22 protein-coding genes and 1 pseudogene are annotated in these 17,938 nt (G+C 62.7%); 6 read left to right on the forward strand and 17 right to left on the reverse strand.

Translation table 11 applies throughout. The features are described 5' to 3' along the window. Positions 1-120: 120 nt before the first annotated feature. Positions 121-504 (forward strand): annotated as a pseudogene (locus tag ACLFKU_RS25990) (ATP-binding cassette domain-containing protein); the annotation flags it as partial. A gap of 266 nt (positions 505-770) precedes the next feature. On the opposite strand, the gene ACLFKU_RS25995 reads toward ACLFKU_RS25990, so the two are convergent. The 10 genes from ACLFKU_RS25995 to ACLFKU_RS26040 form a co-directional block, all read right to left on the reverse strand. After that, a complete protein-coding gene (locus ACLFKU_RS25995) occupies positions 771-1,103 on the reverse strand; it encodes a Rieske (2Fe-2S) protein (protein WP_368582521.1) in 333 nt (110 codons plus the stop codon). Between the two features lie 3 nt (positions 1,104-1,106). After that, positions 1,107-1,418 carry a YciI family protein gene (locus ACLFKU_RS26000; protein WP_368597967.1) on the reverse strand — a complete coding sequence of 104 codons (312 nt, stop codon included), beginning with the start codon at positions 1,416-1,418 and terminating at the stop codon, positions 1,107-1,109. A gap of 5 nt (positions 1,419-1,423) precedes the next feature. Continuing rightward, on the reverse strand, positions 1,424-2,296 hold the full coding sequence (locus ACLFKU_RS26005; RefSeq protein ID WP_410850987.1) for an intradiol ring-cleavage dioxygenase: 873 nt from the start codon (positions 2,294-2,296) through the stop codon (positions 1,424-1,426). A gap of 45 nt (positions 2,297-2,341) precedes the next feature. Then, positions 2,342-3,409, reverse strand: a complete 1,068-nt coding sequence (locus ACLFKU_RS26010) for a maleylacetate reductase (protein ID WP_410850988.1) — start codon at positions 3,407-3,409, stop codon at positions 2,342-2,344. 7 nt (positions 3,410-3,416) lie between these two features. Beyond that, positions 3,417-4,883 carry an aldehyde dehydrogenase family protein gene (locus tag ACLFKU_RS26015; RefSeq protein ID WP_368582525.1) on the reverse strand — a complete coding sequence of 489 codons (1,467 nt, stop codon included), beginning with the start codon at positions 4,881-4,883 and terminating at the stop codon, positions 3,417-3,419. A 46-nt stretch (positions 4,884-4,929) separates the two neighbouring features. After that, the gene (locus tag ACLFKU_RS26020) at positions 4,930-5,949 is read right to left on the reverse strand and encodes a hydroxyquinol 1,2-dioxygenase (RefSeq protein ID WP_410850989.1); all 1,020 of its coding nucleotides are present in this window, start codon (positions 5,947-5,949) and stop codon (positions 4,930-4,932) included. Positions 5,950-5,973: 24 nt separating this feature from the next. Continuing rightward, positions 5,974-6,468, reverse strand: coding sequence for a hydroxyquinol 1,2-dioxygenase (locus ACLFKU_RS26025; RefSeq protein WP_410850990.1), 495 nt, complete (start codon positions 6,466-6,468; stop codon positions 5,974-5,976). A 234-nt stretch (positions 6,469-6,702) separates the two neighbouring features. Continuing rightward, positions 6,703-7,632, reverse strand: a complete 930-nt coding sequence (locus ACLFKU_RS26030) for a LysR substrate-binding domain-containing protein (RefSeq protein WP_410850991.1) — start codon at positions 7,630-7,632, stop codon at positions 6,703-6,705. A 120-nt stretch (positions 7,633-7,752) separates the two neighbouring features. Continuing rightward, a complete protein-coding gene (locus tag ACLFKU_RS26035; RefSeq protein ID WP_410850992.1) occupies positions 7,753-9,024 on the reverse strand; it encodes an MFS transporter in 1,272 nt (423 codons plus the stop codon). Positions 9,025-9,422: 398 nt separating this feature from the next. Next, a complete protein-coding gene (locus tag ACLFKU_RS26040; RefSeq protein ID WP_410850993.1) occupies positions 9,423-9,692 on the reverse strand; it encodes a hypothetical protein in 270 nt (89 codons plus the stop codon). 207 nt (positions 9,693-9,899) lie between these two features. On the opposite strand from ACLFKU_RS26040, the gene ACLFKU_RS26045 reads away from it, so the two are divergent. Then, a complete protein-coding gene (locus ACLFKU_RS26045; RefSeq protein WP_368582531.1) occupies positions 9,900-10,805 on the forward strand; it encodes a cation diffusion facilitator family transporter in 906 nt (301 codons plus the stop codon). Positions 10,806-10,891: 86 nt separating this feature from the next. Here the strand turns inward: ACLFKU_RS26045 and ACLFKU_RS26050 are convergent, their stop codons facing one another. After that, the gene (locus ACLFKU_RS26050; RefSeq protein ID WP_013093856.1) at positions 10,892-11,164 is read right to left on the reverse strand and encodes a hypothetical protein; all 273 of its coding nucleotides are present in this window, start codon (positions 11,162-11,164) and stop codon (positions 10,892-10,894) included. A gap of 254 nt (positions 11,165-11,418) precedes the next feature. Between ACLFKU_RS26050 and ACLFKU_RS26055 the strand changes: the two genes are divergently transcribed. After that, entirely contained in the window at positions 11,419-12,234 is an 816-nt protein-coding gene (locus ACLFKU_RS26055; RefSeq protein ID WP_410850994.1) for a class I SAM-dependent methyltransferase, read from the forward strand. A gap of 58 nt (positions 12,235-12,292) precedes the next feature. On the opposite strand, the gene ACLFKU_RS26060 is transcribed toward ACLFKU_RS26055, so the two are convergent. From ACLFKU_RS26060 to ACLFKU_RS26070, 3 genes are read right to left on the reverse strand one after another with little or no spacing between them, the layout of a single operon-like run. Continuing rightward, a complete protein-coding gene (locus ACLFKU_RS26060) occupies positions 12,293-12,598 on the reverse strand; it encodes an acylphosphatase (protein WP_368582533.1) in 306 nt (101 codons plus the stop codon). Between the two features lie 45 nt (positions 12,599-12,643). Continuing rightward, complete coding sequence (locus ACLFKU_RS26065; RefSeq protein WP_410850995.1) at positions 12,644-13,732, reverse strand: hypothetical protein; 1,089 nt, start codon at positions 13,730-13,732, stop codon at positions 12,644-12,646. Positions 13,733-13,753: 21 nt separating this feature from the next. Then, positions 13,754-14,194, reverse strand: a complete 441-nt coding sequence (locus ACLFKU_RS26070) for a hypothetical protein (protein WP_410850996.1) — start codon at positions 14,192-14,194, stop codon at positions 13,754-13,756. 405 nt (positions 14,195-14,599) lie between these two features. Here ACLFKU_RS26070 and ACLFKU_RS26075 point away from each other — a divergent pair, with 405 nt between their 5' ends. Next, the gene (locus tag ACLFKU_RS26075) at positions 14,600-14,869 is read left to right on the forward strand and encodes a hypothetical protein (RefSeq protein WP_410850997.1); all 270 of its coding nucleotides are present in this window, start codon (positions 14,600-14,602) and stop codon (positions 14,867-14,869) included. A gap of 96 nt (positions 14,870-14,965) precedes the next feature. After that, positions 14,966-16,600: an NADP-dependent glyceraldehyde-3-phosphate dehydrogenase gene (locus ACLFKU_RS26080; protein WP_368582537.1), complete on the forward strand. Its 1,635-nt coding sequence runs from the start codon at positions 14,966-14,968 to the stop codon at positions 16,598-16,600. A 13-nt stretch (positions 16,601-16,613) separates the two neighbouring features. Here the strand turns inward: ACLFKU_RS26080 and ACLFKU_RS26085 are convergent, their stop codons facing one another. Genes ACLFKU_RS26085 through ACLFKU_RS26095 form a run of 3 tightly spaced genes read right to left on the reverse strand, consistent with a single transcriptional unit; the run spans position 16,614 to position 17,470 of the window. Continuing rightward, positions 16,614-16,793, reverse strand: coding sequence for a hypothetical protein (locus tag ACLFKU_RS26085; protein ID WP_368582538.1), 180 nt, complete (start codon positions 16,791-16,793; stop codon positions 16,614-16,616). 10 nt (positions 16,794-16,803) lie between these two features. Beyond that, on the reverse strand, positions 16,804-17,241 hold the full coding sequence (locus ACLFKU_RS26090; protein ID WP_410850998.1) for a hypothetical protein: 438 nt from the start codon (positions 17,239-17,241) through the stop codon (positions 16,804-16,806). Positions 17,242-17,293: 52 nt separating this feature from the next. Then, positions 17,294-17,470 carry a hypothetical protein gene (locus ACLFKU_RS26095; protein WP_410850999.1) on the reverse strand — a complete coding sequence of 59 codons (177 nt, stop codon included), beginning with the start codon at positions 17,468-17,470 and terminating at the stop codon, positions 17,294-17,296. A gap of 105 nt (positions 17,471-17,575) precedes the next feature. Between ACLFKU_RS26095 and ACLFKU_RS26100 the strand changes: the two genes are divergently transcribed. Then, positions 17,576-17,791: a hypothetical protein gene (locus ACLFKU_RS26100; RefSeq protein ID WP_410851000.1), complete on the forward strand. Its 216-nt coding sequence runs from the start codon at positions 17,576-17,578 to the stop codon at positions 17,789-17,791. Positions 17,792-17,938: the final 147 nt, after the last annotated feature.

Consider the following 17,938-nt stretch of genomic DNA (forward strand, 5'->3'; position numbering starts at 1 on the left):
CGCTTCAGAACCTTGGCGATGCCCGGAGCAAGCGTCGTTCGTGGGGTCAGTATCTTCTTCATCGTTTGGCCAAAGCGTTCTCGTCAGCCTCGAATTTTACCTCCCTCGCGTTAATGCGACAGAGCCCGCAAGTATCTGACCAAGGTCGGTTTGCCGGCCAGCACGGAGAAAAAATATCCGTCGCATCTGTCGGGCGGTCAGCAGCAGCGCGTCGCGATTGCTCGCGCGCTCGCGATGGAGCCGGAAGTGATGCTGTTCGACGAACCGACTTCGGCGCTCGATCCCGAGCTCGTCGACGAAGTGCTGCGCGTAATGCAGGCGCTCGCCGAAGAAGGCCGCACGATGATCGTCGTCACGCACGAAATGGGCTTTGCGCGCAACGTGTCGAATCATGTCGTGTTCCTGCACAAGGGCAAGATCGAGGAGCAAGGGCATCCGCATCAGGTGCTGACGAATCCGCGTAGCGAGCGGTTGCAGCAGTTTCTGGCGGGGCGGTTGAAGTAGGAATGGCAGGGTATGGCGCGTGGTTCAGCCTCGCGCCTTACCCCGAATCATCCGCGCAACGAATGCGCCACTCACCGGAGGGCCCCCGCGTAGGCCCGGAATTGCAGCAATTCGAAGTATTCTGGGTGAAGGATGAGGACCTTGCCCCGCTGCGGGGCAAAAATCTCATCGCTCGTTTGCGCGTGAAACCGGATCAGTTCCCGTTTCCCTAAGCCGTTGGCCTAATCACGCTACCGCAGAGGTTGAATCTGCTATCAGAGCGCCAACTACGGATTCAACACCACCCACGCGTCCCCATCGACCGCAATCTTGACCGCATCGAGGCTCGCCCCCGCACACGGCCCCTCGATACAGCGTCCATCCTCGAAGCGAAACAACGCGCTGTGATGCGCGCACATCAACACCTGCGAGCGATAGCACAGCACATCGCCGGGTTCGAAATCGAGCGGCACCGAAAAATGCGGGCAACGGTTCGCGTAAGCCCACACCTGCTCGCCCCGCCGCACCACCACGACGGGCACGCCGGCGGCGGTTGCATCGACGACCCGCGCGCCGCCATCGGGCACGTCGGCAAGCGGACATAGCGGCGTTTCGTTCATCGCTCAGACTCTCCGTTCCGGATTGCCGAGGCTCCAGTCCCACGGGCGAATCTCGACGCAATCGAACAGCCCCGCCTGCATGTACGGATCGTTGCTGACGAACTCCATCACGTCGTCGATACGCTCCGCTTCGACGACCAGCAACGTGCCATTCATCGCATCGCATTGCGGCGCGAGCGTCGGACCGCCGAGGCGCACGAACACACCGCGATGCGTACCGCCCCGCAGCCACGTGCGATGCACCGGACGCACCCGTTCGCGCACTTCGCGCATGCCTGGCTTGTCGGTCGCGAATACCGCGAAAAAACGTGCCATTGCCATCAGCTCCGATCGAGAATGAAGTCGTAGCGCGCTTCGCGGAACGGTCCATCGAGACCGAAGCGGCGCGCGAGTTCGTGATCCGCGGGGCACTCGCGATAGTCGACCATCAGCGACGGCTTCACGCCGAACACCGCGTCCGAACCCAGATAAGGATCTTCGCGATCGAACACATGCGTGACGAGCGTACGATGCCCAGGCGCGTCGATCATGAAGTGCAGATGCGCGGGCCGCCACGGATGCCGTCCGGTCGCTTCGAGCATGCGGCCGACCGGGCCGTCGGTCGGAATTGGATAGCTGACCGGCACGATCGTCGAAATCGCATAGCGGCCTTCGGCGTCGGTGCGAAAACGGCCACGCAGATTGCCGTGCGGCTGCGCGGTGTCCTGCCCCGAGTACATGCCGTTCTCGGCGGTCTGCCAGACGTCCAGTACCGCGTTGGCAAGCGGTTCGCCGTCCGTCGACAGCACGCGCCCATGCACGAGCGCGGGCGTGCCCGGCGTGAACGCGATGTTCTCGCCATACGCGCGCTCGGGCATGCCGCGAATATAGAACGGCCCGAACACGGTGGTGTCGGTGGCGCCCGTCGCGAGCCGGTGATTGATCGCGTCGACCAGCATCGATACGCCGAGCGTATCCGACAGCAGAATGAATTCCTGGCGCACGAGGTCGTCGCACATCTTGCCGGTGTCGGTCAGAAAGCGGATGGCCGACATCCATTCGGCCTCGGTCGGCTCGACTTCGCGCACGAACGCATGCATGTGCCGCACGAGGCTTTGCATCAGCGTGCGCAGCCGATCGTCGGGCGTGCCGGCGAAGCTTGCTACCACCTGCTCGGTCAGGGCCTGCTCGGCCTCTTTGCTGTCTGTCGACATGTCTTCCTCCATCTATTGTTTGGGCGGCGCTGCGTTCTCCGGCGCTCAGACGGGTTCGGCACCCTGCCACGCCCGTTGCAGCAGCGCGCGGATCGCATCGCGTTCCACGGGACGCGGGTTCGCATACGGATTCTTGCACGCGAGATCGGCCGCTTCGTCGAGTCCCTGCTCGGCCATGCCGATCTGCGCGAGCGCCAGCGGAATGCCGAGCGCGCGGTTCAGTTCGAACAGCAGCGGACCCGCGTCGGCCGCGCGTTCGCCGCCGAGTGCGCGTGCGACGCGCGCGAGCGCAGCGGGCGCGGCGCCGTGGTTGTAGTGTGCCGTATGCGGCAGCATCGCCGCATGGGTTTGCGCATGCGGCAGGTTGAACGTGCCACCGAGCGTATGACAAAGCTTGTGATGCAGGGCCATGCCGACCGCGCCCAGACAGGTGCCCGCGAGCCACGCGCCGTACAGCGCGCCGCTGCGCGCGGCGGCATCGTCCGGTGCGCGCACGATCGCGGGCAGCGCTTCGCCGAGCGCGCGGATCGCTTCCTCGGCCATCAGGCTGATCACCGGGTTCGAGTCTTCCGCATACAACGCTTCGACCGCATGGGCCATCGCGTTGATACCCGACGCGGCGGAAATGCCCGCCGGCAACGACAACGTCAGCGACGGATCGTAGATCACCGTGCGTGGCAGCACGCGCATATCGCGTCCCGTGCGCTTCAGACGCCCTTCCGTGAGGCCGTAGATCGGCGTCATCTCGGAGCCCGCATAGGTGGTGGGCACGGCGATGATCGGCAGCGACGATTCGAGCGCGATCGCCTTGCCGAGGCCGACCGTCGAACCACCGCCCACCGCGACGCAGCAGTCGGCATCGAGCGCGGCCGCCGCATCGCGCGCCGCGCGAGCGACTTCGATCGGCACGTGCATCACGGCTTGCGCATGCACACCCGCCGCGCGCTTGCCGAGCACCTCCGCGACCCGCTCGGCCAGCGCGTGCTGCTCGGGTGTCGCCAGGATCAGCGCGCGCGTGGCTCCTAACCGTTCGACCTCCGCGGGCAGCGTCGCGAGCCCGCCCCATTCGAACACCACACGCGACGGCGTGCCCTGATAGATGAAGCGCTCCATGCGGCCCTCAGCGCTTGAAATGCGGCGGCACGTTGCCGTCGACGTTGACCCACACCGAGCGCGCTTCCGTGTAGTCGTGCATCGCCTCGAAGCCCATCTCGCGGCCGTAGCCCGACTGTCCTACACCGCCGAAAGGGCTGCCCGGATTGACGCGCTTATAGCAGTTGACCCAGCACATGCCCGCATGGATTCGCGCGGCCATCGAATGCGCGCGCGACAGATCGCGCGTCCATAGCCCGCTGCCGAGGCCGTAGTCGGTGCCGTTGGCGATTGCGAGCGCTTCGTCGTCGGTACGGAAACGCAGCACCGTGACGAACGGGCCGAACACTTCCTCCTGCGCGACGCGGTCGTTCGGACTCGCGGCCTCGACGACGGTCGGGCGCACGTAGTAGCCGTTCGCAAGCGATGCATCGCTCGGTGCAGTGCCGCCGGTCAGCACGCGGCCGCCCTGCTGACGCGCGATGTCGACGAACGCCAGCACGCGTTCCTGATGCTGCTTCGAGGTGAGCGGCCCCATCTCGGTGTCGGCATCGAGCGGATCGCCGAGCCGGATCGACGACGCCAGCGACACGAAGCGCTCGAGGAACTGATCGGCGATGCGCTCGTGCAGGATCAGCCGCGAGCCCGCGATGCACGCCTGGCCCTGGTTGTGGAAGATCGCCCAGGCGGCGCCGTTGATCGCGGCATCGAGGTTCGCGTCATCGAACACGATGTTCGCGCCCTTGCCGCCGAGTTCGAGCTGCACGCGCTTCAGATTGCCCTGCGAGGCCTCGACGATGCGCCGCCCGGTCGCGGTCGATCCGGTGAACGCGATCTTGCCGACGCCCGGATGCTCGGCGAGCCGCTGCCCCGCCGTATGACCATAGCCCGCGACGATGTTGACGACGCCCTCGGGAAAACCGACCTCGGCCATCAGCTCGACGATGCGCAGCGTGGACAGCGGCGTGATCTCCGACGGCTTCAGCACGACCGTGTTGCCGGCCGCGAGTGCCGGTCCCATCTTCCAGCTCGTGAACATCAGCGGGAAATTCCACGGCACGATCTGCCCGACCACGCCGATCGGCGCGCGCTGCACGTAGTTCAGAAACCCCGCTTCGACCGGAATCACCGAGCCTTGCAGCTTGTCGGCCATGCCGCCGAAGTAGCGAAAGCATGCCGCCGTGCGCGGCACGTCGAGCGAGCGCGAATCGCGGATCGGGTGGCCGGTGTCCAGCGATTCGAGTTGCGCGAGTTCTTCGGCATTGGCCTCGATCGCGTCGGCGAGCTTCAGCAGCAGCCGGCCGCGTTCGGCGGCGGGCAGCGCGGCCCACTTCGGGAACGCGCGCGCGGCGGCAGCGACGGCCAGATCGACATCGGCGGCGGTGGCCGCGGCGATCTGCGTGATCAGCGAGCCGTCGTGCGGATTGAGCACGTCGATCGTGCCGCCTTCGACGGCGTCAGTGAAGCGGCCGTCGATGAACAGTTGGGTTTGCATGAATGATCCTCGGTGAATGCGGGCGCGCGGCTCTTCAATCAAGCCTTCAGAAATCGACGGGGTACGGCTTCAGCTCGCCGCTTTCGTAACGCTTCGGCAGATTCGGCGTCGCGTTCTCCCACACGAGCAGCATCGAGCGCTTGGTCGAGTAACCCTGATGGCGGATGTCGGCCGGCATCGCGCAGATGTCTCCCGCACGCATCGTGATCCGCGCGCGCGGTGCGCCGGTGTTCTTGTCGCCGATGTCCCAGACGATTTCATCGGACAGTTGCAGGAACCACTCGACCCGATCGTTGCCGTGAAACACCGGCAGGATGTATTCCTCGGTGGTCGGGCAGAACAGGCTCTGGCCGCACACCGACGTAACCGACGGATTCCACGTGACGTCCGAGCGCGACAGATACTTGAACAGATTGAACGCGTGCAGCTGGCCTTCGAAGCCGGGCTCGACGTGCACCTCCGGATCGTCCTGCACGACGTCGGCGAACGCGCGGTTGACCGGCAGTTCGTCGCGCAGCGGCGAGTCGCCTTCGAGGCCCGGCATGCGGCGCGTCGCGATGCGCGTGCGCTCGATCGCGGCGTCGTTGTCGCCATGCTTGCGGCCGAACGCGGTGCCGGTTTCCTCGGGTGCCGCGAACGGGTCGAAGCCTTCGTTGGTCCAGTCGTGCAGGATCGCCTTGAAGGTCGCCATGATCGTGGGCGTCTCGAAGGTCTCCATGTAATCGACGCCCGCGTCCTTCATGATGCCGTTGAACGAGCCCGCATACACGTCGACCTTGCCGTAGTGATTGCGCGTGCCGAACACGTGGTCGAAGTTGACCCAGCCGTAGAAGAAGCCCCAGGCGACGTCGCGCATCATCGCGCGCAGGAACGCATCGGCCGGCACCGCGTGGGTGCGGGTCTGGCCTTTCGCGGGCCAGTTGATCTTGACGAAGTACTCGTCGCGCAGGAATTCGAACGCGCCGAGCGTAAAGCGGCGATAGCCGGTGATCGCGTCGGGTTCGCTGGCGCGCACGGTGTCGGCCGCGAAGCCGGCCGGGTGATCGAGGGTTTCGAGGGATGCCATGTCTTGTCTCCTAACGTGTGCGTATCAGTGCAGGCAGATATCGGCCCACTTCTCCACCGACAGTTCGCCGCGCATCGTTTGCACGAGCACGACGCCGGGCTTTTGCGCGCTGAAACGATATGCGCAGCCGGCCGGCAGCAAAGCCTGATGACCGCGACGCAGCACCACGTAACCCATCGCGCGGCCGGCAGGTTGCGCGCCCGCTGCGACGGTGCCCGCGCCACTCTTCGGCGGATTGTCGAGCTTGACGAAATCGATGCGCACTTCGCCGTCCATCAGGATCGCGAACTCGTCGTGTGCGCAGGCGAACCATTGCGATTGGCCTTCGGTGCGCAGCGCCTCGATCACGTAGTCGAGGTTCTTGCCGACTACAACCTTCTCGTAGGGCGCCGACTCGGAAGCGACTTCGAAGATGTTGGAAAACACGTAGTGGCGCGCTTCGCCGCTCGTGATTTCGATTTCGCCTTTGCGGTAGCCGTCGAGCGAGCCAAAGACGGTGTGGAATGACTGGTCGGTCATTGCTGTCTCCTGTGTCGATCGGAGTTGGCGCTTTAGCTGTCGACCGGTGTTGGCGCTTTAGCGCCTACTCCGGTCCCATGCAAAGCTCTTGCTCCGATCCCATGCAACGAAGTTGCGGTTGTTGAATCGGTCTTGTTGGAAGTAACTTTAGAAGCGCAACAGGATGGCAACAACCGGCGATCCGGCGATTACAGCATTTGCACTTTGCAAATAATCGCCGCGTGAATAGCCGCCTTACGTCACCCAGCCACGCTCGATCAGCGGCCGGTCCCACGCGGGTTCGGGTCCCAGGTACTCGGCCAGAAACTCGACCAGCGCTTTCACCTTGAGCGCCTGTCGTTGTGTCGCGGGATACACGGCCGCGAAATTCAGCGGCGACAGCGTGTAGTCGGTCAGAATCGGCACCAGCGAACCGTCGAGCAGCGCGGCGCTCGCGACCAGCGTCGGCAGGCAAACGACGCCGCCGCCGGTCAGCGCATAGTCGCGCAGCAGATGCACCGAGTTCGAACGGATCATGCCCGGCAGCTCCATTTCGACGACCTCGTCGCCGTGCGCCATGGTCCAGCGATTGCGCGACGGATAGCCCGAATACAGCGCCGTGGTGTGTTGCAGCAGATCGCGTGGATGCTGCGGCGCGCCATGCTCCTTCACATACGCGGGCGTCGCGCAGAACAGACGCCGCACTTTGAACAGCCGTCGCTCGATCAGCGATTCGGCGAACGGCGGAAAGATCTGGAAGGCGACGTCGAAGCCCTCTTCGATCGGATCGACCACCCGGTCGTTGACGATCACGTCGAGCTGGATGCCCGGATAGCGCCGGTTGAATTCCGCAAGCGGCGCGCCGAAGTGGCCGAGCGCGAAACCCGGCAGCATCTGGATGCGCAAGCGGCCGGTCGGTGTCGCACGCAACTCGCGCATCTGGTCGGTCAGTTCGTTGACCCGCCCGACCACTTCCGCGCATTCGCGATAGAACGCCTCGCCCACCTCGGACAGTCGCACGACCCGCGTGCTGCGATGAAAGAGCGGCGCGTTGACGAACTTCTCCAGCTGCTGGATGCGCGTCGTGATCACCGAACTCGTCACGCCCAACTGCCGCGCCGCTTCGGCGAAGCTGCTCGTCTCGGCCACCCGTACGAAGGCCTCGATGCTCAGAAAACGGTCCATGCTGCGTCCTTGTCCACTCGTCCAGCCTGTCAGTGTATCTGGGCTGGGGCGCGTGAACGCGCCGCCCGGTCGGCGACAACGGACTCGTTGTCGAGCGCGGCGCCGACCGGTTGCAGCGCATCATTCCGGTTGCTCGCTGGTCGGCAATTCGAGCGACGGCGCAAGCCTCTGACGACGCACCCGGGCCGGCGCGGTTTCCTCGAGCAGCAGGCTCACGCCGATGCCTAGCAGCACCGCGCAGATCGGCAGCCACAGGATGTTCTGAATGCCGAAGTGCGTCGCGACGAAGCCCGCCAATGCCGGTGCAATGCCGCCGCCGAAAATCTCGCCCGCGCCGACGACGATGCCGATCGACGTGGAGATCATGCCGATCGGCGCTGCTTCGGTCGCAACCGGACCGGACAGCAGCGACACGAGTCCGAGCGTGAAGAACGACGCGACGAACAACACCGCGAAAAGCTGCACGGGCTGCGCGCCGAGTCCGCGGAACAGGTACAGCATCACCGCGGTGCCCGCAAAGCCGACGACGCTCGCGACGCGCCGCCCGGTCAGGTCCGACAGCCCCGGCAAACCGAACTGGCCGATGAAGCCGCCAAAGCCGATCGCCGAGACGACGACGCCCATGCGCTGCGTGTCGAGCGACAGATACTCGGTCAGGTACAGCGGCAGCATTGCGCCGAGCACGAACACGCCGGTCATCGCGCAGAACAATGCGGCCATCGCGATCGGGATGTTGCGGCTCTTCAGCACGTCGCGCCAATTGCCGCGTTGGGCCGGGCAGGTGGGCCGCTTTGGGGTAGCTTGCGGCGCGGCTTTCGGTTCGCGAATCACGAAGAACATCAGCACGCCGAGAATCAGCCCCGGCACCGACACCAGCGCGAACACCCAGCGCCACGTGACCACGCTGAGTAATTGCGTCGCGATGATCGGCGACAGCGCGAGGCCGAACAGCGCGAAGCCGCTTTGCTGCAAGCCGAGATTGAAACCGCGGCGCTTCGGATGCGACGCATCGGCGGTCGCGGCGAAGCTGGTCGGGCAGAACGAGCCTTCGGCGACGCCCATCAATGCGCGCACCGCGAGCAGGCTCATCAGGCCGCCGGCGAGTCCGGAGAAACCGGACAGCAGCGAGAAGGCCAGAATCGCCGGGATCAGCACCTTGCGGCGCCCGATCTTGTCGGAGATGCCGCCCATCAGCGCCGCGAAAATTCCCCACGACAAGCCGAGGATGCCGATACAGTTGCCGACGTCCTGCGCGGTCAGATGCAGGTCCTTCATGATCGCCGGAAAGAGCGGCGCGATCAGCCACCGGTCGAGTCCCACGAGGCCGAAGCCGAGGGCCAGCAGCACGACGGCCTTCCATTCGTAGGCCACGTCCCAGTCGTTCGATTTCATCTTTGTCTCCATGTCTGCGTAGGCCGGCCGCTTGGCGCGCGCACGGCATTCGCTGGCGCAACGGCGCGCCGCCGGGTTCGTCGAATTCAGCAACGGGTGTCGTGCCGCGCTTCGTCGATGCGGCAGCGACGCGGCCAAGATTGGCGCAACTGGGGCGGCTCAGGTACGGGACAAGCGCCGAATGCGGCATTCGTGAATCGCAAATAATCGCGACGCATAGCGCGGCAGCGAGTGTGGGCAAGGCCTGGCGATGAACGACGGCGGCGAATTGGATGCGCCTGAGGGCACCCCAGGAAAAGCCCGGGTAGACGCACGGGTGGGCCGCGGGCGGTTGGCGTTCCACCGGTTTGTTGCCCCGCGCTTTGCCGACCCGCAGGCACGTGCGCATCCGCCGCACGTCATCGCATCAGCCCGACGAGCCGCAGCGCGATCCCCGGCACCAGAATCACCGCGACCAGCGCGACGATATTGGCGACAGGGAACGGAATCGTGCCGCGAAAGATCGTGCGAATCGACAGATCGGGCAGCATCGTCTTCACCGAGCGGCTGGACGATCGCAGCGAAGACGGGATCGTCAGCAGCATCATCGCAAGCGCTTCCATCAGCGAGCCGAGCGCGATGTAGATCATCGTGATCACCGCGATCACGCCGAGCAGCGGCAGATGCAATTCGTGGATCCGCGCGACGAGCGTCCCGGTCGGCCCCGATAGCGTGATGTAGGAAACCGGGAATGACTAACCGCGCAGGCGCCCAATGGGCCAGACAGTTAGTAGCGTTTTGCCGCTGTGAGCCGGGCCGCGACGATCCGGCCATTCGCGCCCGATATACTCCCCTCAGCCAAGAACGTCTTTCAGCCACGGGCGGTCATTCGGATCATGAAAGCAACGGACCTCGAACAACGCATCCTCAAACAGTCGCTGCTTTGCACCGTGATGATCGCCGGACTCGGCATCGCGGTCGGGATCCTGAGCGGCTCGCTGGCGATCATCTTCGACGGCATGTTCTCCGCGCTCGACGCCGCGATGTGCAGCCTGTCGTTGCTCGTCACCCGCCTGCTTCAACAGGAGAGCAGTCGACGCTTCCAGCACGGCTTCTGGCACATCGAGCCGCTCGTGCTCGTGTTCAACGGCAGTCTGCTGGCGGTGCTGTGCTTTTACGCTTTCGTCAACGCGGTCAAAGGCCTGCTCGACGGCGGCCACGAACTCGAATTCGGCTGGGGCGTCTTCTACGCGGTGGTGGTCGCCGCGTTTTGCTTCTTCATGTTCTTGCGCGAGCGGCGCGTGAATCGCGTGATCGACTCCGAACTCATCGGCCTCGACATCAAGAGCTGGCTGATGTCGGCGTGCATCAGCTCAGCGCTGCTGCTGGCGTTTTCGATTGCATGGCTGCTCGAACATATCGGGCAAGGCCACCTGACGCCGTACATCGACCCCGGCGTGCTCGCCCTACTGACGCTCGTGCTGATCCCGATGCCGACCGGAACCGTGATCGGCGCGGTCAAGGAAGTGTTGCTGATTACGCCGCCGGATCTGGAGCAGGAGTTGCGCGACCTGATGCAACAACTGACCGCCGACTATGGCTTCGTCAAGCACTCGCACTATGCGACACGCGTCGGCCGAGGCCTGTTCGTCGAGGTGCACATCGTGTTGCCCGAGGCGATGGAGCACGCCGGCGTGCGCCAGCTCGATCAGATCCGCGACAGGATCTCGCGCGCGATCGGTGAGTCGGGCCCGGACCGCTGGTTGACCGTCGCGTTTACGCGCGACCCGCGGTGGTTGTAACGACGCGTTGCGGCGTGCATTCCCATTCCCGTTTCCAGCATGCGCACGCGATCAAAAACGCACAACGAATTTTGTGTGTTTCGCGGCTAGTCCCCGAATGGGTTGCCGGTGTCCTTCACCTCGGTACTGAGGTTGTATTCCGCGCGCATGGCCTTGAGTACGCCCTCGATGTCGCGCTCGAAGCCAATCGCATTGCCAAAGTGGGTCATGTTCCAGTTGCAGCCTGTCTTGTCAGCCTCTTGCAACTGCGGCCGCGGCACGCGAATCTTCACGCCATCGTCGACGATTTCCTGCAGTCGATGAATTCTCCGATTGACCTCCTGCTGAAGCTGCGAGGCGTTAAGCGTCTTGCGTATCATCCTGGGTCTCCTTCCGGTTGCTCGAGCCAGTCTAGCGCAAGTGAAGCGTTTCGCGACCGGCGCTGCAATGCTAGAAGCGCCGGCGCGCGCGAGTCTGGCGGCTTTAGACGACGCTAGTTGTGCGCCGCACCACACATCCGTCTATCTTCACTGTCGCTCGCCTGAATTGTTTCCCCGATAGCCAGACCTGCGGATTCCGAGGAACATAGTCGTGCGCTGCAAGTTGCCAACGTGTAAAACCGGTGGGGGTAAGCATGGGACAACTCGACTTCAGCACCTTCGAACATGAAGGTTGGGAGCGGGTCGCGCAGGCCTATCATGAGTATTTCGGTGATTTGACCGCGCAGTCGAACCAGGCCATTCTCGAGACCCTTTGCATTCGTCGGGGTGCGCGTTTTCTCGACGTCGCATGCGGCCCTGGCTACCTCGCGGCGGCAGCCGCACTGTGCGGCGCGGATGTCGCCGGCGTCGATTTCTCGGTCGCGATGGTCGACAAGGCGAGACGCGTCTTTCCGCCACTCGAATTCCGCGTCGGCGACGCGGAGGATCTGCCATTTCCCGACGAAAGCTTCTCGGCCGTGGGGATCAGCTTCGGAATGTTGCACTTTGCGCATCCCGAGCGCGCACTCGCGGAGGCGCTTCGTGTACTTCGACCTGGCGGCAGAATCGCCTTCACGGAATGGGCGACACCGAACAAGGCGGTGGGCTTCGAAATGGTGTTGAGGGCAATCGAGCAGCACGGGACGACCGATGTGCCCCTGCCGCCGGGACCAGCCCTGTTCCGGTTCAGCGATTGGCAGGAATCGAAGCACATGCTGCTCGAGACCGGGTTCGTCCAACCCGAGATGCGGGAGTTGGACCTCACGCTCGTGCTTCATGCTCCCAATACACCTTTTCATGCACTCCTGCGTGGCGGCGTGCGGTTTTCCGCGTTGCTACATGCGCAGACGCCCGCCGCGCTGGCGGCTATCGAAAGGGCCGTCGCACGCGACGCAGAGGCATATCGCAGCGATAACGGGGACCTGCGGCTTCCGATGAGCTGCATTCTGGCCTCCGCGGTCAAGCCTTAGGGCGCTCGAAAAACCAGCGTTCACGTCCGACAGTTCGGGCTCTATTGCGTGACCCGAACTAGACCGTCGCGGCCAGCTTGAATTCATCGAACCGGGCAACTGGTGGCGGCAGTTCCCTGATTTCCAGGCGGTCCACCAGCGCTCCATGCGCACCGTCGACCAGCCAGTCGCAGATTCGCTCGAGCTCTTCAGCGCGCCCTTGCAACACCGCTTCGACCGACCCATCCATCCGGTTGCGCACCCAACCCGTGATCCCTCGCGCCGTGGCCTCCTCGATGCAAGCCTGTCGGTAACCTACACCCTGCACACGACCGTAGACTCTCACCAGTCTGGTCCGCAAATCGGTATCGAACTGTGGTGTCATGGTGCACGCAACTCCAGGCTGGATAAGCGGCAGCGCGGTTGCCTCTCAACCGCCGCGCATCTCGTCGCTTTCGCCAGCCGAGTCTGTCGCCTCCCAATCCGCCTGCGTCGTTGCGGGTGGCGTCGCCGGCTGGACACGTGTCCACCACGCGGTATTTGCCGGTGCATGGAAGCGAAACTGCGTGCTCCATGCGGCCCAAAACTCCTGCTGCGCGGCTTGAGACGTCGGAAGAACAAAACCTAACTGCTCGGCGAGTGCCGGCAGGTACAGGTCAAACGCCGATTTGACAACGTCGCCCCAGTTTCTTGCCGCAAGAATCGCCAGCCGATATGCGATTACCGCAATAGCGGCCGCAATCGCGGCATTCTGCAAAAGATCGGCTAACACGCAATTGCCGGCCAGCCCGTCCGCAAGCCAGATGTCGAGCGCCCGCACGAACGTAAAGATGGACGTAAATGAACCCAAAACGACGAGTCCGACCAGAAAGTCAACCGGAGCTCTCGCGTCCGCAATGATTGCTTGATAGTCCTTTGGGATGACGGCAAGAAGACGTGGCCATACGAATATGCTGTCGACCCTATAGACTTCGCTCGAGTACCCCTCGAATGCACGCAACGTGTTCCCAAAGGCCGTGGAAAGAACGAGGTTTTCATAGCGAGGGAAATCACGCGCGTTGCGCTCCTGAGTGCGATACAGCCTCGCCCTTACGGTGGCTCTGTTCACCTCGGCTTTTCTATATTCCGACGATTCTTTCGACGCTTTGAGTCGCTCGATCGTACTGTTCTCTGTATCGAGTTCCGTACGGAGGCGTTCTATTAGGCGCAGCTGACGATTGCGGCGGTCGCGCTCATCGCGCTTCCAGGCCTCACGATTGAATGGCCATTTGTATCCTTCGAGGACCTGATAAAACCAGTTGCTCAGTACCATCAAGATCAGCGATAGAACCCATACGATTATGAGGAAAGTAAACAAGCCGCCAACCTTTTCGCTGTCCGAGGTCGCTTTGTTCAGCAAATCGCCAAACACCGGGATATCCGCATTAGCTGCGAGAAAGCCTGTAAAGCCAAGCAGGGCTGGCAAAAAGAAGCCGAGGATAAATGCTTTGTCCAGCAGTTTCGATAGGCCCGAGAGCATCGGCGGTTATCCTTGGCAAGTTCAGCGACGCACTGGCGGCGGGTTGTCGTCATCGGGGTCTTGCTGCGACTGTCCCGGAAGACCTCCGAACTGAAGAGCCCGGTGAACGGCATTCAAATCAATGCTTGCCAGCTTGCTCGGCGGCGTTGCTGAGCCGGAGGTGTCTACCAGATGTTGATAAAGAAAATCGACAACCGCTCTGAGGGCATTGACGGCGCTCGCGTAATCATGTGCAGTCGCCAGGTCATGGACTTCTACGGCCCGCCTCATCACCAGTTCGCGTAGCGGCTCCGGTGCTGATTCATATTGGCGAGCAAACGCGGCGTTGCGCTTGATCTCTTCGAGCTGGTCGATCGCTCTCGACGCACTCCGGCGGGTCTGCCCCCTGGGCACATGCATGGCGGCCAGCCCGACTACTTTGGTCAGCAGTTCGACGATTTCCCGAGACGAGTTTTCTTTCATCTTGGTCCTCCAGGAAGGAGGCACCTTTGCCTCCCGGCCCCGCCCGGTCGTCAGCGTTCGAACCGTTACTCGATGTTAGTACAGCTGTTCGGTAGGAGGAAACAGTAAATCGTGTGCGCTTGCCGCACAGGGCGTCGCGGCGGACTTCGCAATAAGTGAATTGTCGCCAGGCTTGCTCGCCGCCGTCCCTCCCTGTCACAGGGTATTGCATGCGTCGCCGCCAAGGTCGAAGCGCCCGATTCTCCGCAGGGACCTGTTGGTTCCGGACCGTCTCGGCCCGCTCGAAGTGTCTGGTGCGGCCCACCATCGAATCCACGTTGCCGCTGTCGTGCGAGCAGCCGACGCGTATGCAGCCGGCCGGCCGCACGCTTGCCCGACAGACCGCTGCGTCGGCACAGCCTTTGCATGCAGAAGCTGCGTCAACCGGAGATAGCCATCATGCGATGTTTTGTGGACTTCGTTCCCAGGCAAGCGGTGCGCGGCAGCGTAGCCGTACTCGCTGCCGCCCTACTCCTAGCGGCATGCGGAACGGGCATTGCGGCATTCGCTGGACTGCTTCCGAAATCCGACGGGGTAGCGACTGCAGTGACTGCTACGCCGTTGGTCGAACTGCAGACCACGATGATGAATCTCATCGAATCCGGTTTCGAGGACCCTTCCGCCGCTGCTGATTGATGTTGGGCACGGTTCGGCCCCAACTCTGCTGCCATTGGTTATGCTTCTGTCTGTGTCTTGCGCCTACCGCGTACTGCACGAACATAGGAGCGAAACGTGGCAAGTATCGACTTCGAAAACCTCCGGCAGTTGTTTCCCGTCACCGACGATATTCCAGAGACCGCCCGCCTTGCGGAGCCGATTCATCAGCGGGTCTCGCTCGTCGATGGAGAACTGAAGGCATGGGATGGAAACTGCAAGACCGTGCTATCTCCGGTCTGCGTGCGACAAGCCTCGGGCGACGCTGAACAGCTCGTAATCGGCAGTTATCCGGTCATGGGTGAAGTCGAGAGCGACGCCGCGCTCGACGCGGCCGTGCGAGCCTACGACCACGGCCGCGGTGAGTGGCCAACGATGACTGTCGCGCAGCGCATCGGCTGCATGCAGGACTTCATTCGTCTGATGGCGGCCAGGCGCGATGAGATTGTGAATCTGATCATGTGGGAAATCGGCAAGAGCCTTGCCGATTCGCAAAAGGAGTTCGACCGCACCATCAGCTATATGCAAGACACGATCTCGGCGCTAAAGGAGCTGGACAATAGCAACTCGCGCTTTGTCATCGCCGAGGGCACCATCGGCCAGATTCGCCGCACACCGCTTGGCGTCGTACTGTGCATGGGGCCTTACAACTATCCGCTGAACGAAACGTTCGCGACGCTCATTCCCGCATTGCTGATGGGCAACACCGTCGTATTCAAGCCGCCCCAATACGGCACGCTGCTGTTCTTCCCGCTGCTCGAGGCATTCCGCTCCGCTTTTCCGAAAGGCGTCATCAACACGATTTATGCGCCGGGCGCGGTGGTCGTGCCACACATGCTCGCCTCGGGAAAGATCGACGTGCTTGCCCTGATCGGCTCGAGCAAGGTCGCAGACCATCTGAAGAAGCAGCACCCGAAGTCGCATCGGCTGCGCGCCGTTCTCGGCCTGGACGCCAAAAACGCCGCGATCGTGCTGGCTGACGCCGACATAGACCTCGCCGTGAAGGAGTGTCTGCTCGGTACGTTGTCGTTCAATGGTCAACGGTGCACGGCGCTCAAGATCTTGATGGTGCACCGCTCGATCGTCGATACGTTTCTTGAGCGTTTCAACGCAGCGCTCAAGAATCTGAAGGTCGGTATGCCGTGGGAAAAGGGTGTGTCCATTACACCGCTGCCCGGCATGCATCGCACAGCCTATATGACTCAGGCGATTGACGATGCGAAGGCGAAAGGTGCGGCGGTGGTGAATGAAGGTGGTGGCGTGTTCTGCAAAACGCTTTTCTATCCGGCCGTGGTGTACCCCGTCAAGGAAGGGATGATGCTCTATCGTGAAGAGCAGTTCGGACCGATCATCCCAGTCGTGCCGTTCGATGACATCGATACACCGCTCGAATATGTCATCACGTCGGACCACGGTCAGCAGGTCAGCATTTTCGGCACCGACGCCGCCCAGATCGGCTCGCTGGTCGACCCGCTCGTCAACCAGGTATGCCGTGTCAATCTCAACAGCCAGTGCCAGCGAGGTCCCGACGTCTTTCCGTTTGCGGGCCGCAAGGATTCGGCGGAAGGCACGCTATCGGTCACCGATGCGTTGCGCGCGTTCTCGATCCGGTCCATGGTCGCAGCCAAGGAGACCGACTCGAACAAGACGCTGCTCGACACGATGGTCACGAACCATACCTCGAAGTTCGTGAACACCGGTTTTATCTTTTAGCGCGCGAAGCGGGTCACTGCGCGTCCGGATGAGCCAGGCCCGCTTCCTCGATAACCTGCTCGTATTGTTCCACGCCGACTACGGCTCGGTACTCCTGCATCAGCCGGATGAGCGCCTGCGACGTCTTCGAGATCACGCCGTAGACTTCCAGTTGCTCAGCGTGCACCAGCGCCTGCCCCAAAGTTATGGCCACGTCAGTCTCCTTATTGCAGTTGAACAGCGAGCAAGTCGTTGGCGAACGCGGGCCGGGCGGAGGCGAACTCCATCAGGTCGACGAAGCCCTTGCTGACCGCAAACTCATGCAGCGCATCATTGCCGCTGTCAGCCTTGATGCGACCGTAGCTTTCGACCATTTTCAGGTCCGTAATCAAGTACATCATCTCAACCTCTTTCTGCCGGGAATGCCCCGAGTTGTTACGTGCGTAGTACGTGCGTAGCGCGGCGGAAAGGTGCACTCCGTCGCGCCGTTTTCCTGTCCTGCTACGGTTGGAAGCGTAGGTCGCGTCGCTTAATTCAAGCTTAAACAATGCCAGGTAGAACGCTACCTCGCGATGAAGCGAGACCAGGACAACTACATGCAGAAGCCGTCGCGACGTCCCATTGACGCGCCAATCAAAACAAAATGCCATCCAGTCGCTCAACTGAACGGCATTACCGCTTCGGCGGCGTTTTCTTTTCCCAGTTACGGGATCACTAATCCCAGCCAAAAATGGCGAGCGTGGATTCCCCTTCCCGGATGCGACGCATCTGATCTGCTTCCCTGGCCTCACGAGCTTGCGCAGCGGCAATCACTTCAGCAACACGGGCTACCGGAATCGCGACCACACCGTTTTCATCAGCGACGATAAGTTCACCGGCTTCAACCGTCACTCGCCGCCGCGACGCAACGACCGGATTGCGTCATCGGGCTTCGCCTCTTCAATCCCGCCAACGTGATGCGGCTCACCGAGGTGCCCCGCACATCGTCGACATTGATTGGAGACACAGAACGCCGCGCGCAGCCTCGCCTCATTGATCGGCAAGGTTGCGATCATCGTTGTCGCGTCCGAGGCGGCGGCGGATCCACGCCGCACATTGCCGATGCTCACCGCGGTGCATGGGCGAATGAGCGAAACGGTCGCGGCGGGCATGGGCGAACGCGACTGGTCGGCCATGGCGGAATACACGATCGAGTCGGGCGAGGCGCAGTAGTATTTTCATTCTCGTACGCTCGATGTCATGCATATTTCCGTCGAGGGATGGATAAAGCTAATTTGACTGCCGGAAGTTTTGGACGCTTCTTAGAGCCCAAACGATCGGCTCCGTTACGTATGCGCCCGACCACTGCGGTGGGACGCA

Origin of the sequence: Paraburkholderia sp. EG304 (genome assembly GCF_046543485.1) — a bacterium.
GTDB classification, from domain to species: Bacteria; Pseudomonadota; Gammaproteobacteria; order Burkholderiales; family Burkholderiaceae; genus Paraburkholderia; species Paraburkholderia youngii.

Excerpts from the sequence above, each read along its gene's own strand:
- ACLFKU_RS25995 (WP_368582521.1), bottom strand. The coding sequence starts at position 1,103 with ATGAACGAAACGCCGCTATGTCCGCTTGCCGACGTGCCCGATGGCGGC.
- ACLFKU_RS26000 (WP_368597967.1), bottom strand. The coding sequence starts at position 1,418 with ATGGCACGTTTTTTCGCGGTATTCGCGACCGACAAGCCAGGCATGCGC.
- ACLFKU_RS26005 (WP_410850987.1), bottom strand. The coding sequence starts at position 2,296 with ATGTCGACAGACAGCAAAGAGGCCGAGCAGGCCCTGACCGAGCAGGTG.
- ACLFKU_RS26010 (WP_410850988.1), bottom strand. The coding sequence starts at position 3,409 with ATGGAGCGCTTCATCTATCAGGGCACGCCGTCGCGTGTGGTGTTCGAA.
- ACLFKU_RS26015 (WP_368582525.1), bottom strand. The coding sequence starts at position 4,883 with ATGCAAACCCAACTGTTCATCGACGGCCGCTTCACTGACGCCGTCGAA.
- ACLFKU_RS26020 (WP_410850989.1), bottom strand. The coding sequence starts at position 5,949 with ATGGCATCCCTCGAAACCCTCGATCACCCGGCCGGCTTCGCGGCCGAC.
- ACLFKU_RS26025 (WP_410850990.1), bottom strand. The coding sequence starts at position 6,468 with ATGACCGACCAGTCATTCCACACCGTCTTTGGCTCGCTCGACGGCTAC.
- ACLFKU_RS26030 (WP_410850991.1), bottom strand. The coding sequence starts at position 7,632 with ATGGACCGTTTTCTGAGCATCGAGGCCTTCGTACGGGTGGCCGAGACG.
- ACLFKU_RS26035 (WP_410850992.1), bottom strand. The coding sequence starts at position 9,024 with ATGAAATCGAACGACTGGGACGTGGCCTACGAATGGAAGGCCGTCGTG.
- ACLFKU_RS26045 (WP_368582531.1), top strand. The coding sequence starts at position 9,900 with ATGAAAGCAACGGACCTCGAACAACGCATCCTCAAACAGTCGCTGCTT.
- ACLFKU_RS26050 (WP_013093856.1), bottom strand. The coding sequence starts at position 11,164 with ATGATACGCAAGACGCTTAACGCCTCGCAGCTTCAGCAGGAGGTCAAT.
- ACLFKU_RS26055 (WP_410850994.1), top strand. The coding sequence starts at position 11,419 with ATGGGACAACTCGACTTCAGCACCTTCGAACATGAAGGTTGGGAGCGG.
- ACLFKU_RS26060 (WP_368582533.1), bottom strand. The coding sequence starts at position 12,598 with ATGACACCACAGTTCGATACCGATTTGCGGACCAGACTGGTGAGAGTC.
- ACLFKU_RS26065 (WP_410850995.1), bottom strand. The coding sequence starts at position 13,732 with ATGCTCTCGGGCCTATCGAAACTGCTGGACAAAGCATTTATCCTCGGC.
- ACLFKU_RS26070 (WP_410850996.1), bottom strand. The coding sequence starts at position 14,194 with ATGAAAGAAAACTCGTCTCGGGAAATCGTCGAACTGCTGACCAAAGTA.
- ACLFKU_RS26075 (WP_410850997.1), top strand. The coding sequence starts at position 14,600 with ATGCAGAAGCTGCGTCAACCGGAGATAGCCATCATGCGATGTTTTGTG.